10 protein-coding genes are annotated in these 26,973 nt (G+C 69.2%); 3 read left to right on the top strand and 7 right to left on the bottom strand.

The window, feature by feature from the left end:
- Positions 1 to 65: 65 nt before the first annotated feature.
- The gene (locus tag ON29_RS35850) at positions 66 to 911 is read left to right on the top strand and encodes a phytoene desaturase family protein (RefSeq protein WP_157172792.1); all 846 of its coding nucleotides are present in this window, start codon (positions 66 to 68) and stop codon (positions 909 to 911) included.
- On the opposite strand, the gene ON29_RS15345 is transcribed toward ON29_RS35850, so the two are convergent.
- The 7 genes from ON29_RS15345 to ON29_RS15315 all read right to left on the bottom strand — a co-directional run bounded on the left by ON29_RS15345 (position 798) and on the right by ON29_RS15315 (position 24,314).
- Positions 798 to 16,835: a helix-turn-helix domain-containing protein gene (locus ON29_RS15345; protein ID WP_040866957.1), complete on the bottom strand. Its 16,038-nt coding sequence runs from the start codon at positions 16,833 to 16,835 to the stop codon at positions 798 to 800. The two genes, ON29_RS35850 and ON29_RS15345, sit on opposite strands and share 114 nt — an antisense overlap.
- 9 nt (positions 16,836 to 16,844) lie before the next feature.
- Positions 16,845 to 18,449, bottom strand: a complete 1,605-nt coding sequence (locus ON29_RS35845) for a hypothetical protein (RefSeq protein ID WP_157172791.1) — start codon at positions 18,447 to 18,449, stop codon at positions 16,845 to 16,847.
- Between the two features lie 18 nt (positions 18,450 to 18,467).
- The gene (locus ON29_RS15335) at positions 18,468 to 19,862 is read right to left on the bottom strand and encodes a hypothetical protein (RefSeq protein WP_051175243.1); all 1,395 of its coding nucleotides are present in this window, start codon (positions 19,860 to 19,862) and stop codon (positions 18,468 to 18,470) included.
- 327 nt (positions 19,863 to 20,189) lie between these two features.
- Positions 20,190 to 20,576, bottom strand: a complete 387-nt coding sequence (locus ON29_RS15330; RefSeq protein WP_051175242.1) for an effector-associated constant component EACC1 — start codon at positions 20,574 to 20,576, stop codon at positions 20,190 to 20,192.
- Positions 20,573 to 21,697: a caspase family protein gene (locus tag ON29_RS15325; protein ID WP_051175241.1), complete on the bottom strand. Its 1,125-nt coding sequence runs from the start codon at positions 21,695 to 21,697 to the stop codon at positions 20,573 to 20,575. The genes ON29_RS15330 and ON29_RS15325 overlap by 4 nt, the downstream gene beginning before the upstream one ends.
- Positions 21,698 to 21,699: 2 nt before the next feature.
- Positions 21,700 to 23,691 carry a protein kinase domain-containing protein gene (locus tag ON29_RS15320; protein WP_040866955.1) on the bottom strand — a complete coding sequence of 664 codons (1,992 nt, stop codon included), beginning with the start codon at positions 23,689 to 23,691 and terminating at the stop codon, positions 21,700 to 21,702.
- The gene (locus tag ON29_RS15315; protein ID WP_040866954.1) at positions 23,688 to 24,314 is read right to left on the bottom strand and encodes a twin-arginine translocation signal domain-containing protein; all 627 of its coding nucleotides are present in this window, start codon (positions 24,312 to 24,314) and stop codon (positions 23,688 to 23,690) included. The genes ON29_RS15320 and ON29_RS15315 overlap by 4 nt, the downstream gene beginning before the upstream one ends.
- A 195-nt stretch (positions 24,315 to 24,509) precedes the next feature.
- On the opposite strand from ON29_RS15315, the gene ON29_RS15310 reads away from it, so the two are divergent.
- Positions 24,510 to 26,285 (top strand): sensor histidine kinase, encoded by a 1,776-nt coding sequence (locus ON29_RS15310; RefSeq protein ID WP_040866953.1) that lies wholly within the window; start codon positions 24,510 to 24,512, stop codon positions 26,283 to 26,285.
- Complete coding sequence (locus ON29_RS15305; protein ID WP_040866952.1) at positions 26,282 to 26,971, top strand: response regulator transcription factor; 690 nt, start codon at positions 26,282 to 26,284, stop codon at positions 26,969 to 26,971. The genes ON29_RS15310 and ON29_RS15305 overlap by 4 nt, the downstream gene beginning before the upstream one ends.
- Positions 26,972 to 26,973 lie beyond the last annotated feature (2 nt).

Here is a 26,973-nt window from a genome sequence, read left to right as displayed (position 1 = left end):
CCGCATCGGCTCACCTTGGCATGCCGCCGTCAGCTCGAGTTCGTCCCAGGTCAATCGCGGACGCCATGGCGGCCGCATTGACAGATCTGGGCGGAAAGATCGAGACCGGCCTCTGGGTCGAGTCGCTCGACCAACTGCCGCCGACCGACCTCGTGATATTCGACCTCGCCCCGGCCGCGATCGCCGACATCGCCGGTGACCGGCTGCCGCCGCGAGTCTCTCGAGCGTACCGGCGATTCCGGCACGGGCCCGCCGCCTACAAGGTCAGCCTGGCCGTCGAAGGCGGCATCCCGTGGACCCACCCCCACGCACGCAAGGCGGGAAGTCTGCACATCTGCGGCAGCGCGGCCGACGTGGTCCGCGCCGAACACGCGGTGCATCAAGGTCGGCTCTCCGACCGACCTTTCATCGTCGTCGGACAACAGTACCTCGCCGATCCGACACGCTCACGAGGGAACGTGCACCCGATCGACCTATACGCTCATGTCCCGCACGGGTATTCGGAGGACATCACCGAAGTACTGCTCGGTGCGGTAGAGCGGTTCGCACCGGGATTCCGAGACCGGATCCTCGCCACCACCGTGGTGGGCCCCACCGACATGCAGGCCTACAACCCCAACTATGTCGCCGGAGACATCCTCACCGGCGACAAGAACGTCCGCCAGCTGGTCTTCGGCGGACCACGCATCACCAGGCGCCCCTACCATATAGCCGACCGGATGTTCATCTGCTCGGCCGCCGTCCCACCGGGACCAGGAGCGCACGGGATGAGTGGATACAACGCCGCAGTCGCGGCCCTACGAGAAGATCGGGGAGCTTCTTCGCCGGTCCGCTTCGCCTTCCCAGCCGGGATAGAAGCGACTCATGAACGCCGCGGCGATATCGCCCGGGGCGTCCAGTCCGGCGAGTAGGCGCAGCGCGTAACTCGCGCTGATGCCGGATTCGCCTCGGGGGTTGTGCGCGCGCTCCTTCTGACTCAATCCGGTCAGGCCGACGCCTGCTCGTGCGGCCAACTCCGCGCGCGAGAGTCCCCTACTCGTACGAGCGGCGATGATCCAGTCCTTGGGGTCGAGGAACCGGTCGGACCGCGGATCGGGAAATTCGCCGTCTTCGTCCGGGAAATACTCCCGGAGAACTGTCTCGGCCACCTCGTCGGGAGCGTCCAAGCCTTCCAGCAGACGCACCGCCATCTCCCTGGTGATCGCCACGCCGCGCTCCAGTGAACCGATGTATGTCGCCGAATTCGCCACGCCCATGTGAGCGGCCAATCGGGACTGGGTCAGTCCGCGAGCCAGGCGAGCAGCCTTCAACCACCGCCGGAACGGCTCGGCGCCGTTCGGTGTCGGCCACGCCGCGGCTCGAGCGGCCCCGTCGGGCGGATCGGTGGCGACCTCCTCGGTCGGGCCGGCGACACCATCGTGGGCGTCACCGTCCGAGACCCGTGACCATGGCGTCGTCCGCGGCGACTGCCCCGATGCAGACCTACGAGAAGACTCGCCCGGTTCGGGTGGTCTGCTCCCGATGAATCCGCCCGGCTTGGTCGTGCCCTCCTCCGGCGCGGAATCACCCTGCGACACCGGCGGAGTCGGCGGCTGATCCGGTTCGGCCTTCGTCTTGCTCCACGGCGTCGGCCGATTCTGCTCGGTCGTGGAGACGTCGGCGGGTTCACGATGGTCGAATGCACCGCGCAACCGGGCGACCGCGTCGGCGAGAACGTCTGCCGCGGCAGCGACAGGCAACCCCAGGCCCCCGGCGGCGCGAGTCAAGGACATGCCCTCGACCAGATGGAGCATGACCAGCCGCTCCGCGATGGCCGGGTCGGCCAGGTCGGCCAGCGCGGAGCGGACCGTCATCGCGAAGTCGGTGTCGGGGAACCCCGCAGGAACCCGATCGGCCACCTCCAGGCGAGGCGACCCGTCGTCGCTGCTGATCGGCGCATCGAGCCGCAGCGTGGGCCGGGCCAGGATCTCCCGGGCCAACGCGACATCGGCCGGCTTCACTCCCGCTCCCCGCGCGATCTCGGTGTCCTCGAGCGCCGCACCCGCGGCGACCATCCTGTGGATCTGCGCTTCCACCGTGCTCACGAGTTTCCGCGTGCGGTTGTCGAGATCGGGGAATCGCAGCGCGAGACGGTACCGGAACACCGCGCCGCGGCAACTGGCCCACGCATGAGCCGCGAACGAGGCGGACGGAACGTGGTTGCTGATCGCGCTGAGCATTCCGATCCAGGCGGCCTGTTCGGCGTCGTCACGGATGTCCGGAGCTTCGCGACGCGCCACCGCGTTCGGCACCCACGCGAATCTCTCGAAAATCTTGTCCTGGGCCGCTTTCTCTTCCGGCGAACCCACCCGAGTCACGACATACTGTTCGAACAGTTCCTGTTCGTCTCGATGGCCGGACCGCTCGTATCGATCCGCATAGAATCGCTCGACGATCTCCAGCAACAATTCACCGCCGACGCCTTGCGCTCGACACAGTTGCCGCAATTTTCTCAACCGTGGCAGATAGCGATTGTTCTCGATACTGGAAAGAGTGCTGCGAGGCATCCGCGCTCGGCGCGCGAGCTCGGTCGCCGATATTCCTTCGTCGTGACGTAGCGCAACGAACCAACGCCCGAGCGATTCGTGTGCGGCGGGATCGATATCGGCGGTGATATCCGAATAGAAGTCCCGCACCGCCTGGATCAGCAAGCCACCCGAGACGCCCAGCGCTCGGCAGATCCGCCGGAATGTGCCGAACAGCGGGCGCCGGTTCTCGGTCTCGACCTGTGCCAGGTACTTCGTGGACAGACCGGACACGCGGGCGAGTTCGGCGCGGCTCATGTCCCGATCGTTACGCAGCGCGGTGATCCAGCCGCCGAGGTCGTGTGCCGCCGGTTCCAGGTCGAGATCGATGTGTGGATAGAAGTGCCGGGTTGCCACCCGCAGCAACTCGTCATCTATCCCCAAAACCTCGCAGATTCGCCGGAAAGCCGCGAATCTCGGCACGTAGTTTCCGCTTTCGATATGGCCGAGATGACCCCAGCCGGGCCCGATCGCGTTCGCGAGATCGATCCTCGTCATATCCCGGTCGTGACGCAGAGCCACGATCCAGCTGCCGGGTGCCGCGGGATCGTGTGCCGTCGGGCCGACACCGAGCACGAGATCCGGGTAGAAATGGTGCGTGGCCGTGCGCAGAAGTTCCGGCGCGACTTCCAGTGCCCGGCAGAGCCGCCGGAAGATGATCGAGCTGGGAGTGTATTCCCCGGCCTCGATTCCAGCGAGGTATCCCGCCGATGTGCCCGCGGTTCGTGCCACCTCGGCCTGGGGCGAGTCGTTGGCGTGCCGCAGCGCCATGATCCAGTTACCGGGTGCGGCGGGATCGTGCGCTGTGGGGTCGAGATCGAGCACGAGATCCGGATAGAGGCTACGCGTGGCCTGCGCCAGCGCCTGCTGCTCCACGCCCAATGCGCGAGCAATCCGGAAGAACACGTTCGGTGGCGGGCGGTCCCCGTTCTCGATCTCCCCGATCCGGGTCGGCGTCACTCCGACGGCACGCGCGAGGTCGGTCTTCGTCATGCCCCGGTTGTTGCGATGCGCGGCCACCCACCCACCCGGCGAATCATGCGCCGCAGCATCGGTTTCGAGCTCGACGTCCGGGTAGAACCGCCGAGTGGCCTCGGCCAGTTCCACACCCTCGACTCCCAGCACGCGGCAGACCTGCTGGAAGGTGCCGAGGGTTGTCCGTCGCCCGTTCTCGATATTGGACAGTGCGGCATTGGTCAGACCCGCCGCTTGCGCAACCTCCTTCTGCTTCCTGCCCTGTTCGAGCCGCAACGCCTTCAGCCACGCGCCCCGCGAGGCGTCCACCGACGGATCGGACTGTTCCCCGGGCCGACTCCCGATGAAGCCGGACGGACGGTCCCCTGTCTCGCCTGGTGCGTCCGATCCGCCGGTCCCGCGCAGACCTCGATCGAGCGCTGCGGCGAACCACTCGACGAAGTCCGACTGCCGCCTCGACATGGCCTGCAGATCGATGTCGTGCGGCAGGCGGATCGGCCGGCCGAAGGCGAAGGTCAACACGGTCGCCGCGAACGTCCGAATCGTCGCGTCGCTGCCCCGCGTCATCAGCGGCGCCTGGAACAGCAGATAGACCGCGTCCGCGAAACGCCGCAGCACATCGGCAGACGGTTCCGGCGACCGCTGGTCGACAGCCGCGGCCAGTTCGGCCAGGGCGGCATCGAAGATCCTCCGCTGGTCGCCGGCCCGCGCCGTCTCGATCACGAACCGGCCACGCTCGAGCGCGCACAGGACATTCCCGTCGACGCGCTCGCCACCGGGCAGTTCCACAACGTTCTGCAACACCGTGTCACCCGGCGACTCCACGTCCATCCGGCTTCGGACGAGACGTCCGATCGCGAGCGTGGTCCAGAACGCCGGTGTCCCGACGCCGCCGTGCCACTTGCCGGTTCGTGGATCGCGGCGAACCCCGGCGCGCAGACCGGGCAGGTGCCCGACCATGTCCAGGTTGGGCGCGTCGTCGCCCAGCCTGGTGCGGAAGTAGTCGGGATGGCTTTCCCCGTGTTCGCCCACCACGCTCGGGTCACGCTCGACGGCCCAGACCTGCCGCAGGTAGCGCTGGTGGGATATCCAGAAGTACAGCTCCGCCAGCGCCCTTCGGCCCCCGGCCGGAGTCACGACCGAATCCCACCGGCTGACAAGCTTTCCCAATCCGCGATTGGCCACATGCGCCTGCCAGAGCGAGAACATGCGCAAGGCCGCGTTCCTACCGGGATCGTTGCTCTTCATCCGCAACCCCGGCACCGGGAAATGCTCGCCACGAAGCGGTCCTTGCCCGGGTCGCACCTCGTCGTCGAGGACACGGGCATCGCTCGTGAACGCCCGATCCTGCCGCTCGGGGGTGGACTTCGACAGTCTGCTGCCGATGAATCCGTGGTTGCCCGGGTCCGGCCGGTTCCCGGGTCGATTTTCCTGCGCGGGGAGATCGACGACGAGGTCGGGGGTGATCTGTGGTGGCCGACCGGCGGTGACGTACTCGTGGATCACCCACTGCGGCGTGCCGACCGCCGCGCCGTGAATGTCCGTCTCGGCGAATCCGACGGCAAGGGCCTCGTATTCTCGCAGCGTCGCTTTCGTCTCGTCGACGAAGGCGTACACCGGCAGTCGCGCGAGCCAGGTCTGCTCCGGTTCGCGGATCAGGCCGAGTTCGTGGAGCCGGGACCAGCTGTCCTGCAGCACCTGCCGCAGGCTGCCCGACAGCAGCTCCGTGGCATCGATCGCGTGGACGAATTCGTGGACCGCATCGTGGTGGAACGGTCGGTCACCGACCGGATTGAAACCGCGCTCGCGCAGTTCGATACCGCGTTCGACAGTCCATTCCGGCCTGCTCGCATTGCGCAAACTGAACTGTATTGCCACGGTTCGAAACGTCGACTCGGAGTCGCGCTGGGCGAAGGACGCGGCTCCGGCGTTCTCGTTGCCCAGGTGGTCGATCCACAGACCTCTGATGTTGGTACGGCCAGGAAACCTGGTGAACATCTCGGCCAGCGCGCCGAGAATCTCCTCGATGACGTGGGCAGGAACATCCGGATGTTCGAACCCGGCGATCGTGATGTGTGGGTAGTCGAGATTGAACGCCTCGACCAACCGCGCCTTGGCCTGCGCTCGGGCGTCCAGCCCGGCGTCGCGCAATACCTCGCCCGGCGTGCGCGCGGCGTGCCACTCGATCTCCGCCAGCGCGTCCATGTACCGGCCGTGTATGTGATGCAGCGCGGGCTTGTACTGGTCGGGTATCGGGAGATCCGAGATCCACGATTGCAGGTAGGCCACCTGTTCCCGAATGCCGGCCAGTTCCGACCTCGTCATGCCGTGGTGCTGCCACGTCTCGCGCCCGTCGATCTCCCGCACGAACTTCGCGGCGAATGCACCGGTCGGCGTCGCGTTGATCGTGGAAGGGGCGCGACCACCTCTCACCTCGTTGTCCGGACCCACACTCCAGTCTCGCGCGGCACGGTTGGTCCTGGTCACCGCATCGAAAAGGCCGAGTCGCGCGGCCGAGCCCGAGTCGAGGATCTCGCGGTCCAGTGCCCGCGGGCTGTCGCCCGGCCGCCCGGGAACGATCTCCCGATAGACGGTGTCGTCCTCCAGGATCAGGCAGGTACGCGCTACCGGCGCGTCCATGATCGCGGCGACCTTCCGTTGCAGTACCTGCTCGAGAGCGACGACAGGATCGGTGTAGGTCTCCGCGAACACTCGGGTGCCGTTGCCGAAGGTCACCCGATCGACCCGTACTCCCGGCGCATCCTCTACCGGCGAACGTTCCGCTGTACCGGATTCCCTGCCTGCGAGCACCAGGTCCTGGAACTCCGGACCGGCGGACGCGTCGCCGCCGGACGGATTCTCTTCCCGTGGCCGGCTACCGATCAGGCCGGCCGGACCTTCGCTCCGCCCTGTCGTGGGTTGGTTGTCGGATCGTTCTTCATGCCGCCGCGCCACCGTTGCGGGCACCTGCTGTCCGGAGATATCCGGTGCCGACACGGCCGATTCACTCCGTGACCGGCCGCCGGGCCGCGACGCGAATTCCTCTGGACGGCTGCCGATATAGCCGTCGATCCGGTTCGGTCCGGTGGACCGGTGGCCGGGAGCGTCATTGTCAGCAGCCCGCGTCCCGCCGCTGCCGGGGAGGAGAGATCCGACCGTGGCCGTCACCATCGGTGCGAATGCGGGCAGGGTCGCGATCCGCTCGGACTCGCCGTCGGCGGACCGTCGGCTTCCGGTGCGGCCGGAGAGGATGCGATCGGTGACGATCCCCGCGACGGCGGAGGCGAGCAGCCGGGCGGTGCGCGCGTCGATCTCCCCGACCACCTCGCCGAAGTGCGTGGCCAGCATCGCCCGGTGCCGGTCGTGCGGCCCGTACGCTCCGGGGCCGGGTGCGAGCAGGTTCAGGTGCAGCACGCGGGCCTCTTCCGGATGCGCTGCGAGGGCGGTGAGGTAGGCGTTGATGGCGGCCCGCAGCCGTGACGGCAGATCGTCGGCCGCGGCCTCCGGCATGGCGGCGCGGGTGGCGGTCCGCAGGCGTTCGACGGCTGCCGCGTACGCGGCCTCGAAACCGGTCAGGATCCGTTCCCGCTCCTCGGGTTCCGCCTGTCGCGCCGAGCGGCTGCGCTGTTCCCGAGACGAGTTCGCGGACTCGGCCGGGACGTCGGCCGCCGAGCCCACCGCGGGGGTCGGCGTGCCATTGCGAAGCAGATCGACGAGATTTCGGCGGAGGGCGGGCACGGCGGTGGCGTCGCCGGTCACGGCCCAGTCGGCGAGGACGCCGTAGATCGCTGCCGCCGAGGCGCGGCGCTCCCGCGTCGGCGTGATCGACTCCTCGAACACGGTCGCGAGCGTGGCGGCGATCTCCTCGATCATGCCCACGGTGAGTTCGGCGCGCGCTCCCGGGTCGGCGGTGAATCCCTCGACCAGCAGTAGGCGGGCCGTGGCCGGACGTGCGGCAAGGGCGCTCACATACGTGTTCACCGCGGTGGTGACACGGGCCGCGCGGTTGGGCGCCGGCGCGGCGCCCAACTCGTCGACGACCAGTTGATTCAGATTGCGCCGGGCCTGCCGGTGCGCATCGGCAAAGGCGCTGGAGGTGGTCGGGAAGTGATCGTGGAAGACGTCCCGAGGGATCCGCGCGCGCCGGCAGACGTCATCGATCGTGGTTGCGCCGAATCCCTGCACCGACACCACCGCCACGAACGCCCGCAGAATGTCGGCCCGTGAACCGTGACTCCGCGCAGCGGTTGCCGCGGACGGATCGAACAGCCACTCGTCCACGCGCGCCGCGGCGAGCCGGATGGGCAGCGGGTCCCGCGACGGCGCGAACTTCACGACCGTGTAGCCCATGACGGCACGCCGTACCGCGGGATCGGTTTCCATCGCGTCGGCCACGTCGAGGATCAGTTCGTAGTCGGTTCCTTCGCCGCGCACCACCACATGCCCGTTTTCGAGCGTCACCTGGGCGCGAGAGGGGCGGATGTCCCGGCGAGGGCGTAGATCGGTGTTCAGGGCGGCATGCACGAGCATCTTCGCGCTGCGCTTGCGGGTGAACGGCTTCAGCAGTCGCTGCAGCCGGCCGGCGGCAGCCCAGGCGGCAGGCACTTCGTCGAGTACCGAGCCGACTGCAGCGGCCCAGGTCTCGATCTCCGGCGCCGCCCCGAGATGCTGCTCGACGATGTTGAACCGTTCCGCCTGCTCGCGGTACTCGTCCAACTCGGTGAGAAACCTGCCCACTCCGCTGGACGACGGCACCACGACCGGCACACCCTGTTCGATCGCCTCGGCGGCGACCAAGCCGAATCCCTCGGCACGCGACGGCATCACCACGACCGTCGCCGAACGGATATCCGCTTGCAGCGCCGCACGATCCGACGTCCGTGGCGCCACCTCGACCGCATCCGGATCGCCGACCAGCGCGACCAACTCGGCGCGGGCCGACGCGAGGCCGCGTCTCGGATAGCCGCGCACGATCAGCCGCACGTCTCGCCCTGCGGCCCGAAGCCGCCGCACCGCGCGGGCGATCTCCGCGACGCCCTTCAACGGGTCGTCCGCACGGCCGAACAACAGAATCCGGGCCGGTGCACCCGGCGCGGGGACCGGCGGCTGTGCGGCCGGTACCAGGCCCGGTTGCAGTTCGTGCACCGAGCCGTGCCCTGCCATGACCGCCGAGGACAGCGCGTCGGCAGCGAGCACCGGTCCCAGCCCCGCCACCAGATGTGCCCGCCGCGCCAAATAGACATCGGCCGCGAGTTTGGCTCGGCCCCGTTCCGGGTTGTTGCCGAGGGTGTGAAACAGCATCGGCGTCAGATGGTTGATGCGAACGAGTTTCGCTGCGGGGTACCGCTCCTCGGCGGCCAGCGCAGCGGCGAGACCGTCGCCCGAGTCATGCACGATCACCAGATCCATCAATTCCGGCAGTTCGTCCCAGTGGGACAGCATCCGCTCACGCGTGACCGCCAACGACCCGCTTTCGCGGGGGCCGATCACCTTCACACCAGGGATCCGGGGAGCGCGCCCCACCTCTCCTGTCCGGACCGTCACCGCATGCCCGGCCTTCGCCAGTGCCTGGCACAGCGACACGGTCAACGTGGCCATGCCGGTTCCGCCCAACCCCCACTGGCCGCAGCACACCAGAATCCGCTGTCTGGTGAAGTCGAGCCGGAGACGATGCCAGACTCGGCCCTGAGGCAATGGATCAGCGGTCTCGATGTCGATGCGGCAGTCCACATCGGACAGCTCGCGGCGCAGTTCCTCCGACGTCACACCAGGATCCGGATCGATGGCCTCCGGCCGGGTGTAGTCGAGCTGAGCGACCAATCGCGGCCGGCCGTCGGTGTCCTGCGAGGAAGTCACGACGATCACAGAGGCATCCCCTGTCCGGGCGCGGGCGATCTCCGCGATCCGCGGTATCGCCTCGATCACGCCTTCCGAGATCCCCGACGAGTCCAGCTCGGGCAGTCGAGCCGCGACGGCGGCGGCCAGGATCGCGGGGTCCCGCGGGTGAGCGCCGGGCCCGACGACCACCTGCCAACGAAAACCGCTGTATTTCTCCCGCATCTCGGCCGCATGCGTGCGAGCGTCGCGATAGGCGTCCATCGGCGTGTAGACCGAGTCGCCGGCCAACCGGTCGGCGATCTCCCGCAGCTTCGCGGCGTGCTCCCGGCGTAGGTCCCGATTCCCCAGCAGCCACCCGTCGGGAGGACGGTGTCCGCTGTCGGGATGTACGAAGTCGGCACTGCCGCGGAGACGGTTGATCAGGGCTTGACGAACGGTGAGGTGAGAATGTTCGGGCATCAGGCGCCCGAACCGGTCCGCGAGCCGCAGCGCTTCGCCGACGGCGTTGACCCGAACGCCCCATTCGGACAGGACTCGCCCGAAAACACGTGCCGGGTCGAAGCGGCGCGACATCAGGTCCTCGAGCGCCAATTCGATGCTCTGTACGACCGCGTCGGGTTCCGACAACGTCTGCAAGTCCGCGGCGGCGACCCAGCGGGCCACTCGCGTCGCCGTGTGAAATTCGCCGTCGGTCATCTCACCCCAGCGCTGCCGCATCTCCTCGACCGCCGCCGGTGCGGCGATCATCTGGATTCCGGTCCGCTCATCGAATCCGGTGCCGTTCACGGCGAATCCGAGCGTTCGGGCGGTACCGGCGTCACAGCCGTGGGACAAGGCGCGGTCATGGAGCAATCGAGCCGAGCGCAACTCGTCGTAGCCCTCGGGGTTGTCGCCGCGCCGCCCCCCGCCGTAGACGAGATCGCTCCATGTGTCGGCGGCTATCGCCAAGACGATCTCGCGCAGGTCCGCGCCCTGGAGGACACCGTTGTCCACGATGTGGCGCACGTCCTCGGCTACGCTCATGCCGTTGTGGTACAGCGCGGCCACCCCGAACTCGCGCAGTTCGAAGGTGTCGTCGTGGAGATGGTTGGCGCGACCGATGTCGGGATGGCCGTACAGCGTCCGATTGGTGAAGAGCCCCTCGGCTGCCAGCCGTATCCCGCGCCGGATCTCCGGATCGGCGAGCTGTTCGGGCGACACCCGCGCCCGCAAGATCTCGGTCACCTCCTCGATCTCGCGCGCGATCACCTCGGCGGGCAACGGCACACACGCCGGACTCAGCAGGTGATCCTTGATCCGGTCGGCCGAAGCCAGGTCCTGCGTCTCCTGTGTCCAGGCATAGACGTCGGCCAAGAGAGCGACCCGCGGTCCGCCCCCGGCAGGTTGCCACGACCGGTCGGCCAGGTCCTCGTGTGACACGATGCCGGTTTCGGCACCGGGCCAACCTACCGACACCCGGAACCGGCCGCGCGTCAACACCGAGCGCTGTTCGTCGTCCTGTGCCCAGCCTTCGGCCTCGCACCGCCGGTACAGCCACTCCGGAACCGACAGTTCGATGACATCTCGGCCACCCGCCGAGTCCGAACCCATCACCCGCGCCGCCGCGGCACGTCCCACGACGACGCCGTGCTCGGCCAGCGCCCTGCCGAGTTCACCGACATCGATAGGCCGGGCCGGTTCCGGCGTACCGGCATCCGGCGTTTCCCGTTCGGCGCCATCCTCAGGATCCGACGATGGTCTGCTACCGATGGGAACGACGTCTCGACTCGGCCGCGACACAGTCTCGGCTACCCGCTGGGCATCGGGGGTGGGAGTGGCCGCGCGGATGCTGTCCCGAGGCTGACCGTCACGGGGTAGGCGATGGCCTGCCAGTGCGAACTGGTCCCGTCGAAATGGTGGGGCGCGACTCGACCACACTGATGGCGGGGACAAACCGGGGCTTCGGGCGGAGACAACCGGACGCTGTGCCGTGGACAGGCGGGCGAGAGGTTCGCCCGCACTGTCGAATGCGATCGCGAATACGTCCCGGTCTCCCTCGCCGAGCTGGTCGATGAACGGCTGCTGTTCGCGCTGCCACTGCTGGAAGGGCACGGCTTTGTTCAGCAGCGCGCGGGATCCGGCCAGATCGGCGGGCGTGATCGGAGCCTCTCCGGGGGCGGCCGCGATGTCCAGGACGACCAGGTTCGGGGCATCCGCCCGGTCACTGTCGTTGACCAGCAGCACCAGGTGGCTTTCGACTTCCCCCTTGTTCATCCACTTGTAGACCAGCGCCTGGCTACCTCCGGGTCTGTCCTTCAGCGATGCCGCGGCCTTGTCCAGCGAACCGAAGGTCTGGAAGGCGCCGCCGAAGGCCTGTTCGGTGTCCTGCGCGTCGTGACCCCGCAGCGGCATGTCGTCGGGCATGCGGTAGGCCTGTTGGTTCTCCGGGTACAGCACCCGCATCATCGTCACACCATTGTTGACGCAGCTCTTCGGACTTCGCTGGTGGACAGCGACGATGAGGTCGAGCAGTGCGGTGATGGCCGAGAAGGTGGAGGCGGCGTGAACGAGGCGTTCGGTGGCCGGGTCGCCGGTGGTTTCGCCGCGGACCAGCAGGCGGGCGACCGCGTCGGCGATCCCGTCGCGTGCGGTGGCCGCGTTCACCGCGGTGGCGTCGATCTCCAACAGGGCCGCCAGTTCCTTCCGGGCCTGCTCGACGGCGGCGCCGACCTGGCGCACACCCTCCGCACCGGCGACCTGAGCGGGGTCCCAGCCGAGTTCGGCGGCCAGCCGATTGCGTTGCGGCGTTAGATGATTCAGCGCTTGCTCGTCGGTGAAGGCGTCCGTTCGCAGCACCGCGGCGGGTGGGGCGTGGTCGAGGTGCTGGTTCAGCGCTTCCACGGCAGCGGAGGAGACGCCTGCTCGTTCCAGCAGTCGGCTCAACGGGTCGTCGTCATCGCCGGTGTCGAACACCGCCGCGGCCGCCTGGACCGACGCGGGAATTCCCAGCCACCCCGCCAGCCGCGCGAACCGGTCTCCCCGCAGGTGGGGTTGGACGGCGTCAGGCGCGGCGTGCACGGCTTCCATCGCGGCACGGTCGAGTTCCGTCCTGGCCTGCCCGAGACCCGTCGCGTTGTGGACGGTATCCGGCCCGGTCTGGAGGAGGCTCGCAGCGATGGCGGTCCGTGGTGAGACCGCCGACGTCGCAGCGGAAACGTCTGCGGTAGGGGGCGCGTGAGCTTGGTGCGCGCGACGCATCGCACGCTGCAGGTACGCGCGGTCGGCCGCGTTGTTCTGCAGGGGAGATATGAGGCTGCGCATCTCCCTTTCGGCCGCGTGCACGTCGGCCGCGGTGGCCGCGACCTTGGTCCGCGCCGCCCGCAAGGCCTCCCCCGGTCGTGCGGGATTCGTGTCACCCGCGTGACGAGCGGCTTCGATGTATTGCGCGGTGGCCTCGGCATGCTCGGCCACCGCGGTCCGATAGTGGGTAACCGCGACCTGCGCACCGTGCTGTCGCGCTTCGCTGTAGAGGCGGTCGGACGCGGCTACGTTGAAACAGAAGCTGCCGTTGCGGCCGTTGCGGCCCGCGCGGGCCGACCACTGATGATCCTCGTCCGGGTTGGTCGGCGAACGCCCCAGCATGTGCGCGTGCACCCCGCCCAGCTGATCGACCTCGTCGCTGATCGACACGTCGAAACCCCGGCCGAGCATCCCCGTGCCGACGGTGACCGCGCCCCGGACACCTGCGGCGTCCTTGACCGACAGCAGGTGCTCCTCTGCGGCATTGTTGTCGCGGTGCTCCGCGAACCATCGGGCGTCGATCGCGTTGTGCTCCACGCCCGCCTTGGTCAGCATCAGCGAGAATTTGCGGGCCAGATCGTTGAACGGGCAGATCACCAGCACCGGCCGTCCTTCGGCCTGCAACTGCTGCACCCGGCCCACCGCGTCCCGCAATTTATCCGGTTCGCGCAGGAAGATCCGATCCTCCTCCCCCGTCAGTTTCGACCGGCCGAAGTCCTCCACCTTCGCCAAACCACCCTCGACCGGAAAGTTCTCCTTGATCTCCGCCGCGGTCCGCTCCAGCGTGCCCGACATCAGATGCAGATGTTCGTAACCGGCGAGGACGTCCTCCACGGTGACCTGTTTCGATCCCGTTCCATCGGAATACACCGGGGCGCCGAACATGGCCTCCACCATCTTGTGGCGGCCTCCGAACCACCGGCTCTCGGTGCCGATCTTCGGATCGCTTCGCGGCTTCCCGTACTCGTCCAGAATCTGCACCTTCTTCTCGGAACCCTGTCCGAATATCTGGAAATCCCGATTCAGTTTCAACCGGCCCGCCCTGACGTCCAGGAAAGCACGGGCCATCTCGGTTTCCTCGGCGGTGAATTTCCGACCGGTGTGGCCTTCCCACAACCGGCTCACGGTGTCGAGGCATCGCTCGGGCTGCTCGCGCAGCAACCGTGCCGTCAAAGTTCGTGCCGCTGCGAGCTCTTCCGTCGACAGCGACCGCACCGCCCCGGCCTCCTCCGCGGTCAACGGCCCATCATGGAGTGCCTCTTCCAGATGCACCGGCAGGTCATTCGCCGCCGTGATCCTGCTGCGCAGGACGGCTTTCAAGAAGTCACGCACCCGCTTCACCCCGGCGGCCTCCACGTCCGAGGCGAGCTCCCGCTGCCCCTCGGACTGGTAGTGCACCGTCTGGTTGTGTACCAGTACCGCGTCCGCCTCGTCGATGGTCGCGGTCTTCCCCGGCGGCGGCCGGTCGAACAGTTCGGCGGTCGCGCGCTCGTCGTAGGTCATGTAGTAGACGGTCGGTCGGTCCGGCTCGCCCGGTGGGTCGTGCGGATCCCAGCGCGCGACCTCGTACCCGAGACTTCGCAGCATCGGCGCGAATTCCCGGACCCCCTCGTTGGCCAGCACTTCGGTCGTGGTGATCACGTGATGCACCCGCACCGAATCACCGCTCGCCGGCTCGCCACGCGACAACTGCCACAACGTATCCAGCGCACCGACCATGGATTTGCCCTGCCCCGTGCCCATCTGACGCATGAACCCGTGCTCGCCGAGCAGGAATGCCTGCAGCTGGTTCCACCGCGGCGTCTTCCCGGTGCCCTCGCGCATCGCGTCGATGTAGCGCAGCAGCGACTCCACCCGATCGCCGTGCTCCATCACGTGCCTGCGCTGCTCCCACGACTCACCGGCCAGCTCTTCTCGCCGCAGCCGATACAACGCCAGCGCTTTCTTCGCCGCGACTTCGAACTGCGTCTGCTGCTCGGCGGTGAGGTCCTGCTTCGTCGCCGGATCCGCCGAAGACAGTTCCGCCAGAGCCTCTGACAGCCCCTCCGCCGGGTGCTCGGGTCCGTCGTGCATGGACGGGCGAGCGTCGGCGGGCGCGGCATTCTCGGAGTGCGCCGCCGACGGCGGCTCGTGTGCCGGCGGTACCTCCGTCGGTTTCGGTGCCGTAACCCGTGCCGGGCCAGCACCGCCCCCACCGTGGCGGCCGGACGCATCGCCCACCCCTACCGGCGGATCGACCTTCGCCGAACCCGGGGTCGGCCGCGCAACCGCCGGCTCATGACCGGGGGCGCCGTCGACGATCGGCGCCCGAGCGCTCCGCCCGTGGACCACATGCGCGCCGTCCTCGCCGTGATCTGCCGATCGCTGCTGTGGCGAACCGGAGTGGTCGCCGTCCGCGCTGGACAGGACCGCACCGGCAGCCACACTTTTCCCGAGCTGCGCAGTCCCATCAGCACCGGGAACGCCACCGGCCTGCGCGTTGACACCGTGCGCACCGCCACTACCGGCCTGGCCGCCGTCGCCGGCTCGCGTGTTGTCGATGCCGCCGACCCGCGCATCGCCGCCGTTCTGGGCATCGCCGCCATGGTGGGCGCCACCGTCATGGGCATCGGAACGGTCATGCGCTCCAGCGCTATCCGGTGCAGGATCACCGGGGTACGCGGGGTCAGCGATCTGCGCATCGCCACTGCGGCCCTGCGCAGACTCACCGGCCTGAGCAGTGCCACCGGAGGCTTCATCACCACCGGCGGGAAGGTCTACACCGCGCGCTCGATCGCCGGGAAGATTTGCCGACGCTCCGTGTCCTCCTCGCGTAGGCGAATCGGTGTCTCCCGGTTGTCCGTCCACCCGCGCCTGACCGTTCGAGTGGCCATCCAGCGCGGGAGTCTGTTCACCCGACCTCGAGTCGACGAGGCGCCGCGCCGAGTCTCCCAGCTCGTACTGGCCCTCGCCCGTCGCTCCGGGCGGACCTGATACTCCGGCGTCCGTGGGGTGGCCGGGCGAAGCCGAGTTCGTGGGCTGCGGAGTGGCGCCGTCGTTGCCGTCCACCAGAGCAGGCGTCAGCGATTTCGTGTCCTGAGGAGCCCCCGCCAGCCGCATCACGGCATCCTTGCTGAGACTCACGGTGGAAGGGTCCGGAGGAACGTAGGCCCCGCTGCCGTCGACCATTTTTCCGGCAGGGGACCCGAGATCCGGGTGGCCGCCGCCGTGGACATCCACGACTCCGGCGAATCCGCCGCTGAGCAGCGACGCCAGGACGTCTTCGAAGTGTTCCGGCCAGCCGGTGATCAAGGCCGCCGCACCCAGACCGGACACCGCGCCCGCGACTCCCTGCACCAGTCCGAGCGCCGAGCGGCCGGTCTCCAGACGGGGAACGACTCTGGGCGCGAACTTGCCCGCGGCCAGGCCGCCCACCGCGCCACCCGCGCCCGACACTCCTGCGGCTTCGATCGACTGCAGATCGATACCCCTCGGGTTCTCCCCGTTCGGGCCTTTGACGGTCGGATTCCGGTCACCGGACACGACTTGCATGAGCTGTGCCGCGAGATCCACACTCGCGGGCACCGCGGCGGCCGTGCCGACCGCGAGCGCGAGCCGGTACGGCCCCAACGCCGACAGCCGGGCCACCGTCTTCGCCGCGCCCACCTTGTAGGCCTGCTCCAGGCCCGCGCGCATCAACGCGACCGTGCCTCGGCCCTCGATCAGCATCGACTCCACCACGGGAGCCGCCGCGACCTCTCCGGCCGGACCGGCAGCGGCGGCTGCCGACAGCGTCGTGATGATGCGCCAGGCCAGCTCGATGCCGAACGCGAACATCACGCACAGCGTCTTCTCCGCATCGTTGGCGGCAGCGTGCGCTTGATCGGCCAAGGCCAGCGCTTCCTCCCGAAGCCTGGCCGCGCCCTCGCGGTGCAGATGCAATATCTCGCGTACCCGGTCACCCAGCGCGCCGAGCGAATCCTCCTGTGCCAGAATCTTTTCCGCGTCATCACCGTGATTCTTCATAGCGGCGGCCTTGGCCCTCAGTTCCGCAGCCATCCACCGCATTCCGGATACATCGGCGCGCGGCAGATTTCCCCCGAAGACCACCAGTTCGATCGGGCGCCGCGCCACGGGGGGCAAACTCTCGAACAGCATGCGCAGCTCCACGACCGGGTTCAGCGACCACGAACCGTCCACTGGCACCGCCTACCCCCGCCGCGACGCGGCATCGACCAGCACCGCGTGCAGTGCTCGCGCCTGGCGGCTCGCCTCGTCCCCGCGCAGGACGACATCGGCCAATGCCACGCCGAGGGCCCGGCTCGCATCGAACTCTCCCGCGTCCCCGGCCAGCTCGGCACGCCAACGCCGGTATCCGCTGACCACCTCGGCGAGTGTGCTCGTCCGTCCCGCCTCCAGACGCAGGTACTCCGCGATCAGGACGCGCTGCGCCTGCCTGCGCGCGAGACCGCCACCGACGAAATCGAGCGCCCTGCCGAATTCGCGGAGTGTCGCCAGGTAGATCTCCGGCTCCGCCGCCTCGGCGTCGGACTCCGCGGTTACCGTCGCTCGCCTGCACTCCTGCGCGGTCCGCTGGTCGAGGGTGATCGACCGGCCGGTGCCCGTGCCGCGCGTATCGCGCGGTTCGGGACTCCACCACACCGGCCCCGATTCCGCATCGAACTCCGCGACCGCGACGACATCCACAGCGATCACCGGATAGTCGGTGAGCACGCGGTCCACCGCGGCCACGAATCTCCGCACGACCGGTACCTGCAGGCCAGGGGTGTCGAAGCCGGTCACCCGCACGCCGTGGCGCTCGGTCAGCATCCGCGCCAGCCAGCCGACCACGGGATGGGTGACCGAGGGCGCGCCGGAGCGACGCCGATCGCGCCCGCGCGGTGATTCGGCGGCGGGGTTGCGCGTCCGCGGCGGGGCACCGAACCGCGAGCCTTGGGGTCTCGGCTGGGCACCGGCGGGTGGTCCGGCCGTCCTCGGCGGCTGCCCGGACCACGGCGTGTCCCGCCGTCCCACACCACCCGGTGGGCCGACTCCTCCCTGCCGCCCGGCTGGGGCACGGGGCGAGTCCCGCGTGGCGGCCGGCGGAAACACCGCGGAGGCCGGAGGACGGCGACCGGAATCTCCGGCGGGCTTGCCGGGGGTGGCGCCGCCCGGGCCGCCTCCCCCCTGGGCCGCCTCACGGCCTGCCGACCGATCGGAAAGGTCCCGATGCGGACCACCCTCCGGCGTGGTGCGCCCCGCCGACGCGTCCGGTGTCCGCGGCCCGCTGGGGATGGATCGTTCGGCGGGGTCAGCACTCTGTGAGGGCTCAGCCCGGTTCGCTGGATACGGCGGGGGCGTGGAAGACGCCGGGTCTACCCCTGCCGGAAAGGTCGCAGCGGGTTGGGACGTCACGGGTGGCTGCGCGCCCGCGGGCGAGGACGTGCCCGCGCTGCCGTCCGCCCAGGGCGCCGCCGGCTCGCCGATCGGATTCAGCTCGTCGGCGGAAGTGGCGACCCGGCTGGCGCCGAGCCGGTCCTGCGATTGGAAGTGGCTTGCGGCGTCGACTATCCCGGCGGCCGTGCTGTGCAGGCTCTCCTCCATTGCCCGCAGATTCGCCAGCAACTGGTCGGCATGCGGCTTGAACTCCCTGGCGAACGCGACACCCAGATCATCGTCACCCCACGTGCCCTCGGCGTGCGCCAGCGAAGTGCGCAGTCCCGCATAGGTCTGCCCTACGCGATCCCCGAGTTCGGCCAGTCTCGCTCCCCGCTCGCGCATGCGGTCCGGATCCAACCGAACTTCACCGTTCACGTCGCGATCCCCCTCCGGTCAGGCTCGGCTGTTACCGCGCAACCGGAACCGCCGCTCGAAACCGGTGACGAACACCGACAACGGCACCGACGTGGTCGAGCGCTCCACCACTCCGTCATCGGCGACATAGAAAATCGCACGGTCCAAGGCGATTTCGCCGTTCGGCACCGGCGAACGTACCATCCAGCCCACGCTGATGCGTTCGGCCCGCAGCGTCGACAGCGGGTATCCCGTGGTGTCGTATCCCTGTCGTAGGACGTGGTCCCGGACAAGGTCGAGCGCATCAGCTTCGCCGATCCCCTCGGCGTGTCCGGCGTCCAGATCCGCGAGTACGAACTGGAACATCGCTCCGTCGATGTCGATATCGGTGCCGTCACCGAAGACCTGCACGATCGCCTCGCGCGTCACCGCGCCGGCCTGCGCGGCCGACACCAACAACTCGGCCGCGTCGGACATACCACCCGACCGGTCGTCCAGCAGGCTGCCGACGACACCCGCAACGGTGCCGACCGTCCACACCGCGGGCATCGCCGGCGCACACTCCGCCACCGGCGCGGACTCGCCCCGGTACCACCGACCGGACTCCCACCAGTAACAAAACGACAGCAGACCGGTTGCTACCCGCGGATTGAGCACCGGATCGGACACCCATTCGGGCGCTCCCGCAAAGAGTTCCGGCATCGGTGCACCGCCGTTGTACGCCGCGTCCAGGACCGGCGCATCCCACACACCACCCGACAGCACGGCACGGTCGCCGGGCAGGAGCGTCAGCGTCGAACCGCTGCGCCCCGCGCCTTCGAATATGCCCACCGACGGACCGATCCGCGGCCCCTGCCTCGACCCGACCGCCACGAAGGCTGCCGCCAGCACCGCCCACCGCGCCCACAACACAGCCAGCTCCGGCAGTTCGCCATCCACGGCCACCGCGCGCAACCCCGCACGCTGGTCCGCACGCACTGCCTCGGCGGCGGCGCGTGGCGTCCGCGTTCGGCGTTCTCCGTGTCCGAGGTAGGCCGCCAGCCACACCGGCAGCCGATCCCGGGGATAACGTTCCAAGTCGGCGAGATAGGCCGCCGGCGCGAACAACTGCTCGCCGGGGAACGGTACGGCACCGTGATCGGCAGCGGCCTCTACACCGTCGGCATCGACGCGCACCAGCAACCGCCACCACGGCCCGTTGTCGGCCCTTGCCGACACCTGCCGATGCCGGCGCACCGCATCCCACACCGCATCCGGTACCGGGCACCGGAACGACCGGATACCGTCCTCGACCGTCAACACCGCCGATTCGGCGACAACGGTCATCGCGAACCACGCCTCCAGCCGCTGCCACCCGGGCACGGCCATCGCACGCAGCCCATCCGCGATCCGATCGACCAACCCGGCGAGATCCTCATCCCCGGCCCGCGTCACGGCACTCTCCGTGCTCCGGGGACGACGAACGCGCCGAAGCCACGGCGGCGCGAACGCGCGACCTCGACTGCGAGCAGTGCATGAGAAGTTCCCACAAATCGCCTGAAATCGGTTCGTCGTCAGGATCCGAAATGTACTCAGGCGAAGATTTCGCACTTCGCGCCCCGGCGCAATGCCTATATTCACCAGCCATGGCAAGTCCACCGGCCGGTGATGTGGAACGCTCATGTACTCGCCGCGGCCTCGATCGCCCCGGCATGCCCTCGATTCGGAAGCGAACCCGGCGCTGGAAGGCGCCTTCAACACGTGGATGATCGGCGGAGCGGATCACTGATCCGCGTCCGGCAGGCCCTGCCGTGTGGACTCGATTTCGTTGCGGGCGAGCACTTCCCGGATCAGCGCACGCGGATCGCGAACGCCCGTCGCGGAGATCGTGACGGATTTCCCCTGCGGACCGGTGATCTCGATGGTGACGTTCTTATGGCCGAGCAGCCAGTCGGGAATGGCGCGGGCCAGCACCGTGAGGGTGCCGCCCGCACCGAGCGCGATGATCAAAGCATCGGACAGGCTACCCATGCGGTCGGGAGCGGCAGCGGCCCGGACGAGGTCCACCCGGCCGCGCAGGGCGTCCTCGTCCCGCAGCCAGGAACGCAGGGACAGCAGGTCGTCGTAGTCGCCGACGACGACCCGAAGGCGGGCGAGGTGGGAGGTCATGGGGTCTCCTTCCGGGGTACGCGGGACCGGCCGACCGCCCGGGGTCCGCTGCGCACGGCTCGGCCGACGTCCGTACGGTCGGCGAGCAGCCCGGCATGCAATTCCGCCGCTCGGGCCTGGTCTCCCGCGGCGGCGGTCCACCGGGCGTGCTGTTCCCGCGCCCGCAGCGTCTCCGGGTGGTCGGCGGCGAGCAGACGGGCGAAATCGGTGGCCAGGCCCGCGTATAGGCGCGCTGCCTCCGCCGCAGCGCCGGATTCTCCGACCGCGAAGGCGTGCCGGTCCCGCATCGCCAGTACCGCGAGGTGGTCGGGGCCGAGCGCCGCGGTCCGCTGCCGGACCTGTTCGGCGTAGCGCTCGGTCGCCGAGGTCGGCGCGCCGCGATTTCCCCGGTTGGGCGCCAGCGCCAGCAGATCGGCCGTCCGGGTGCCGCAGCGTTCGGGCAGGGGCAGGCCGCGCTGGTCCATCGTCCACCGGAGCCGCTGGTAGATGTGCCCGAGGGTGAGCATCTCGGGTCCTTCCGGATCGCCTTCGGTCAGCAGCGCGATCAATTCACCGGTGAAGGCCGTGTGGATCGCGCCCGGCGGCGCCATCGCCAGCTCGTTGCGCGGGGTGGAGGTCAGTGTGAAGGTGCCGTCGACGTCCAGCTGTCCGGCCAAAGTCGTTGCGCCGCCGGACATTCTGCCTCCGATCGCGCGTCCCGAGTAACAGCAGTCCAGGATCACCACCCGATTGCGCGCCCTCGATTCGGCGAACGCCTCCCGGATCGTCTCGAACGGAAGGCCTGTCCACCGCAAGGTGGACGTCCGGGTGGACGGCAGTGTGAGATACAGCCCGCCGGAGTTGTCCGGCAGACCGTGCCCCGCGTAGTAGAACAGCAGCAGGTCCTCCGCATCCTCGGCCGCTCGCTCGACTCGTGCGCCGAGGTCGGCGATGGGCCGATCCTCGGTGATCACGGTGCAGTGCGCGGCGGGCAGGTCGGTGCCGCGATCGGAGGTGAGGATCTCCGCGAGGTCGGTCACGTTGGCGCGCACCGAGGGCAGGTCGGCGAGGTCTCGGTCGGCATAACTGCTCGCACCGACGAGGACGGCGCGCGATCGAAGGGGATCGGGAAGCCGCGTCATCGTCAGCTCGCCAGCCGGTAGGTGCCGCTGAGCGCCGCGCTCCCGGTGAGCGCGAGGTGCTCGTCGTCGAGAAGCTCCGCGTGCACGGCGACGGATCGCGGCAGCTGCGTCCCGGGCAGGCAGTCGAACTCGATGTCCATACTGGTCCCGGCGGAACGCACTGCCGTCGACTTGCACGCGGGCTGGTCGCCGATCATCAGCCCCGCGACGGAGCCGTTGGTGAGGAAGGAGTACTCGTTGTTGGTCCACCTGCCGGACAGATCGGTGCGTGATTTCCGCGGCCCCGGGTCACCCGGCGCCGCGGGGGAAGCGGAGCGCTCCACTCTCAGCTCGATGTCCTGCGCGGGATTACCGGCGCGGATGTTGAAGTAGCGCAATTCACCGGTGCCGTCCTGGATTCCGGCTTCGAAGGCGGCGCGGCCGGTACCGGCCGGTTGCCCGGTGGCGGCGCGCAGCGCGCCGACGTCCACCTGCCCGGTGAAGTCGCATCCGTCGCGCTCGACGGGATCCGCCGTGCGCAGTGTCTCGCCAGCGATTCCCGGCACGCCGAGAACGGCGCGGGCGATGGGGTTGGTCGCCACGGAGCGCCGGGTCCAGGTGCCCGGAGCCGTTCCGCCCACCGGTCCGCTGAGCAGGAGGTCGTCACCTTCCACGCGCACTTCCCCCTGGTATCTGCCCGGTGGTTCCAGGACGAAGGCCGCGGTGCGGGCCCGGAGGTCGGCCGATCCGCGGGCGTTGGCCTCGGTGGCGAACTTGAAGACGAAGTTGTAGCCGTTGTCGTTCAGGAACTGCACCGAGCCGGCCAGCACATCGGGGTAGGGACGGTCGCCGACCACCGAGTCGCACGGCTGCGCGCCGCCGAAGACGTCGGGCAGGATGCGGGGAGCGGTGATCGCGCCGACCACGCCGACCGTCACCGTGACGACGGTGATCACCACGACGGTGATGAACGACAGCCCACCGGTGGCGGCCGTCGCCGCCGCGGGAAGCACCGGCGCGAGATTCGGCAGTGCGATGGGTGCCGGCGCGGCGGGCGTACCCGGACTCGCATGCCTGGCGAGGGTGCCCGCCACCGCCCCCGCCCCGAGGCCGGTCGCGCCCAGCAACGCCGCTCTGCGCCGTCCGACCTTGCGCACTCCGCTGCCCGTGAGGAGCTCACGCGGGATGGCTCCGGTCGCGCGGTGCTCGGAATCGATGACCATCCCCGCCAACCAGTCGCGCAATTGCGCCGCGCTCGGCCGGGCGAGCGGATCGGCCGTGGTCGCGGCCCGCAGCAAAGCCACCAATTCGGCGGCGACACCCGGTATCTCCGGCAGCGCGACGCTGCGCGCCGCCAGGTCGAACAGCGCTTCTTGCCAGGGCATTTCGCCACCCAGCAGCACATACAGGGTGACGCCGAGGCGGTACACGTCACCCGCCGGCCCGGCCACGATCCGGCCCGCCAGCGCCGCTGGCAGATCCTCGGGCGGGGTGTAGGCGTCGACGGCCGCGGCCACCGCCAAGCCCGGAGCGTTCATGCCGAAGCCCGCCAATGCCGCCCGGTCGTTCCTCAGGAGGATCGTGGCGGGCTGTAACGCACCGTGCGGGAGGTCGACGGAGTGCGCGGCGGCCAGCGCGTCCGCGATGGCGACGCCGACATCGCGGATGGCGCGCACCGAGAGCGGGCCGTGTTCGTCGAGGTGGTCGGCGAGCACGGGCCCGCTCTCGACGATCAGGAAGGGGCGTCCGTCCGGGGTGATGTCGGCGGCGATCATCCGGGCGACGTGCGGGCGGCCGGAGATGTCGAGCAGTCCCTTCGCCCACCGCCGGAACGCCGTGCGCCCCTGGTCCGGCGCGGGCGCCTTGGCAAGGATCAGCACGGCCTCGTGGCCGTCGCGGTCGGCGATCGCCGTCACCGTCGCGACCACGTCGTCGTCCAGCATTTCGACCGCCGAGAACCCCGCAGGCAGCACGCCCGCGGTCCCGGTGTCGTCACGCGGTGTCCGGTGGCTCATCGAATCCTCGGGAAGTAGCCTTCGAACCGCCATCCCGCACCCGAGTCGACCGCCGCTCCGTGGTGCGGGTCGCCCGCCGGGCAGTGGCTGTCGATCCAATTCGGGCCGAAGTACAGGACTTGGCATTCGACGCAGCGGTTCCAGCCGGGCTGCTTCGGGAAGTCCGACAGCGGTGGCTGCAGATCCGTTTCGACGCGATAGGTCTCGGCCGACGGTGTATGCCCCTCCGAGTTGTTCGGGCAGACGCCCCGTCCGAAGGAGAAGTACGCCGCTTTGCAGGTGCGGCACCATTTCAGGCCCAGCATGCCCGCGCGATCCTGGCCGACCTCGGGCTGTTCGTCGACGAACCGATAGACCGCGCTGCCGTCCTGGTAGTGGCTGTGGTCCCAGAGGTGGGAGACGGGGCAGTGGCCCTGGTCGTCGCCCGACGCGAACCACATGTTCTGGCAGCGGCTGCACCACCGGAACCCCGAATTGGTTCCGGCCGAGACGGTCCTGGGCGACATCGTCGCGCCGAGCGCAAGACCGGCTCCCGCCGCCGCGGCTCGGGTGAGAAACCGTCTGCGGTCCACCGGACGCGCTCGCAGGCGCACGGCACGGAAACTCGAACAGTACTCGTTCATGGCATCTTCCCCTCGAATTCGGCTGTGCCGACAGGGATATTGTCGTGGCCCGCGTGGCGTCCGCCGTCCCGGTGATCCGCCGCACGCGCGAGGGAAAACTCGGGCGCGGGCGGGTGGAAACCTTGGTTGCGTCTGCGGTGTGGTCGTGGATGATCGGGCCAGCGGGGGAAACGAGGAGATCGTGCGGTGAGGGGCATGGTTGTGGACAGCGATGCGGGTCCGGCGCGAGTGCCGCGCTGGGCCTCCGCGGCCGTGGCCGGGATCGCGGCGCTGGGCGTGACGTGCTGGACCATGGCCGTCTCCTGGTCGGTGTGGACGCCGGACTGGTGGCAGGAAATCCCGCCCCGGAGCGCGGGTTCGGTGGTGATCGCGGCCGGTGTGGTCGCCTGGGTTCGTCTGCCCTCGCCGCGCATCGGACGGTTGATGGTGCTCGGCGCCACCGTGTATTACCTGCAGTACCTGAGGGCCACCGACGGTGTGCTGTTCGCGATCGGCTTCTGCCTCGCCTACAGCTGGATGGGTATCGCGGCGCACGTCCTATTGGCCTGGCCCACCGGTCGATTGAGCAGCAGGTTCGACCGCGGTTTCGTGATCGCCTCGCACGTCATCGCGACGGGCACCCAGGTCGTGCGGTACTTCGTCGATCACCCGGAACCGCCGTGGGCGATCGGTATCCACCGCCCGGTCACCTTCTGGGGGGCGACCGGCAGCGTCCTCGGCGTCGTCATGGGCGTCGCGGCTGTTGCCATCGTGGTGCGGCGCTGGGCGGGTGCCGCACCGGTGCGCCGCAGGCCTGCCGGTCCGGTCTGGATCGGCATCGGGGCGACCGCGGCGATCAAGATCGCCGAGGCGGTGGTCACCGTGATACCCGCGCCCGTCCAGGCGAAAGCCGTGCTCGCGTCGGTGTTCACCGTCGCGGTGATCGTGCTCGTCCCGCTGCTGTATCTGGTTCGCTGGCTGGTGCGCAAGCTCGCCCACCAAGGCGTGGTCGATCTGCTCAACGACATCGAACGCGACTTGGCCTCGATCTCCGATCCCGGGGCGCTGCAGGCCGCGCTGCGACGCTCCCTCGGCGATCCCACGCTGACCATCGCCTACGTCTTGGGCGACGGCCGGTACGTGGACATTCATGGCCAGCCCGTAACCGTGACCGACCGCACCCCGGCCCGCTCGGTGACGACAGTGCGCCGCCGCGGCGACCCCATCGCGGTCATCGAGCACGACGCCGCGCTTGACAGGCAGGCGGAGGCCACCGACGCGGCGATCACGGCCGTCGCCCTGGCCATCGACAACGCGCGCCTCTACGCCACCCAGCAGGCGCAGCTGGAACAGCTCCGCCTGTCGCGCCTGCGATTGGCGCAGACCGCCTTAGACGAACGCAGGCGCATCCAACGGGATCTGCACGACGGCTCTCAGCAGCGCTTCTTCCGCATCCTCATGCTGCTCGACAGCGCCCACCGCGCGCTGGCCGCGGGCGAGGGACCGGAACCGGAGCAGGCGCAGCGCGCGGTCTCGGCCGCACACGCCGAACTCACCGACACCATCCGCGCCTTGCGCGACCTCACCCAGGGCATCTATCCGACCGTCCTGATCGCACACGGCCTCGGCCCCGCGATCGAGAACCTGGCCGATCGCGCCCCGCTGCCGGTCACTTTCCAGCTGACCGCGCGACGGTGGCCGAAACACGTGGAGATCACAGCCTATTTCGTGATCAGCGAAGCGCTCGCCAACGTCTACAAGCACTCCGGGGCGACCAGTGCGCACGTGCGAGCGCACCAGGACGACCGGCATCTCGTCATCGAAATCACCGACGACGGCCACGGTGGCGCCCGCCCGGGCGACGGCCTGACCGGCTTACGCCATCGCGTGGAGGGTGTCGGCGGCGAACTCGCCATCATCAGTGACGCCGGTCGCGGAACGACATTACGCGCTCGGCTTCCCGAGGCGCCTGAGACTGGAGCGACGTCATGAAAATCGTCATCGTCGAAGATCGCGGCCTGTTCCTGGATCTGCTCACCGACGCCTTGCGCGGTCGCGGCATCGACGTACTCGCCCAGGCATCGACCCGGCCGGAGGCGCTGCCGCTGATCGACGAGCACGCACCGGATCTCGCCCTGCTCGACATCCGGCTCACCGCCTTCCACGACACCGACGGTCTGGACATCGCCGAGCTCGTCCGGGCGAATTATCCGGACGTCGGTCTGTTGCTGCTTTCGGACTACTTGGAGGCCGCGTACGCCGAGCGTCTGCTCAGCATCGAGGAGATCCCCCGCGCCGTCGGCTATCTCGGCAAGGAACGACTCGGCAACCTGGACGAGCTCATCGACGCGTTCACCCGAATCGTCCGAGGTGAGGTGGTCATCGACCCGTACATCATCAGCAAATTGATGTCGCGCCATCGGGTGACCGATCCGCTGGAAAAGCTGACGCCCCACGAGCGGCGCATCCTCGCGCTGGTCGCGGAGGGCCGCTCCAACCGCGGCATCGCGCAGACGCTGCACACCAAGATCAGCACGGTGGAGAAGCAATTGTCCACGATCAACAGCAAACTGGCGCTGCCGGAGACCACCGGGCTGAACCGGCACGGCTCGCTCTACAACCAGCGCGTCCTGGCCGCCCTCACCTTCCTGCGCAGCACGAATTCGACGCCGGAGTGAGG

Source organism: Nocardia exalbida NBRC 100660, assembly GCF_000308575.1.
GTDB classification, from domain to species: domain Bacteria; phylum Actinomycetota; class Actinomycetes; order Mycobacteriales; family Mycobacteriaceae; genus Nocardia; species Nocardia exalbida.
This window is presented reverse-complemented; position numbering and strand designations above follow the sequence as displayed.

Excerpts from the sequence above, each read along its gene's own strand:
- ON29_RS15325 (WP_051175241.1), bottom strand. The coding sequence starts at position 21,697 with ATGACGCGGCTTCCCGATCCCCTTCGATCGCGCGCCGTCCTCGTCGGT.
- ON29_RS35850 (WP_157172792.1), top strand. The coding sequence starts at position 66 with ATGGCGGCCGCATTGACAGATCTGGGCGGAAAGATCGAGACCGGCCTC.
- ON29_RS15320 (WP_040866955.1), bottom strand. The coding sequence starts at position 23,691 with ATGAGCCACCGGACACCGCGTGACGACACCGGGACCGCGGGCGTGCTG.
- ON29_RS15310 (WP_040866953.1), top strand. The coding sequence starts at position 24,510 with ATGGTTGTGGACAGCGATGCGGGTCCGGCGCGAGTGCCGCGCTGGGCC.
- ON29_RS15315 (WP_040866954.1), bottom strand. The coding sequence starts at position 24,314 with ATGAACGAGTACTGTTCGAGTTTCCGTGCCGTGCGCCTGCGAGCGCGT.
- ON29_RS15305 (WP_040866952.1), top strand. The coding sequence starts at position 26,282 with ATGAAAATCGTCATCGTCGAAGATCGCGGCCTGTTCCTGGATCTGCTC.
- ON29_RS15330 (WP_051175242.1), bottom strand. The coding sequence starts at position 20,576 with ATGACCTCCCACCTCGCCCGCCTTCGGGTCGTCGTCGGCGACTACGAC.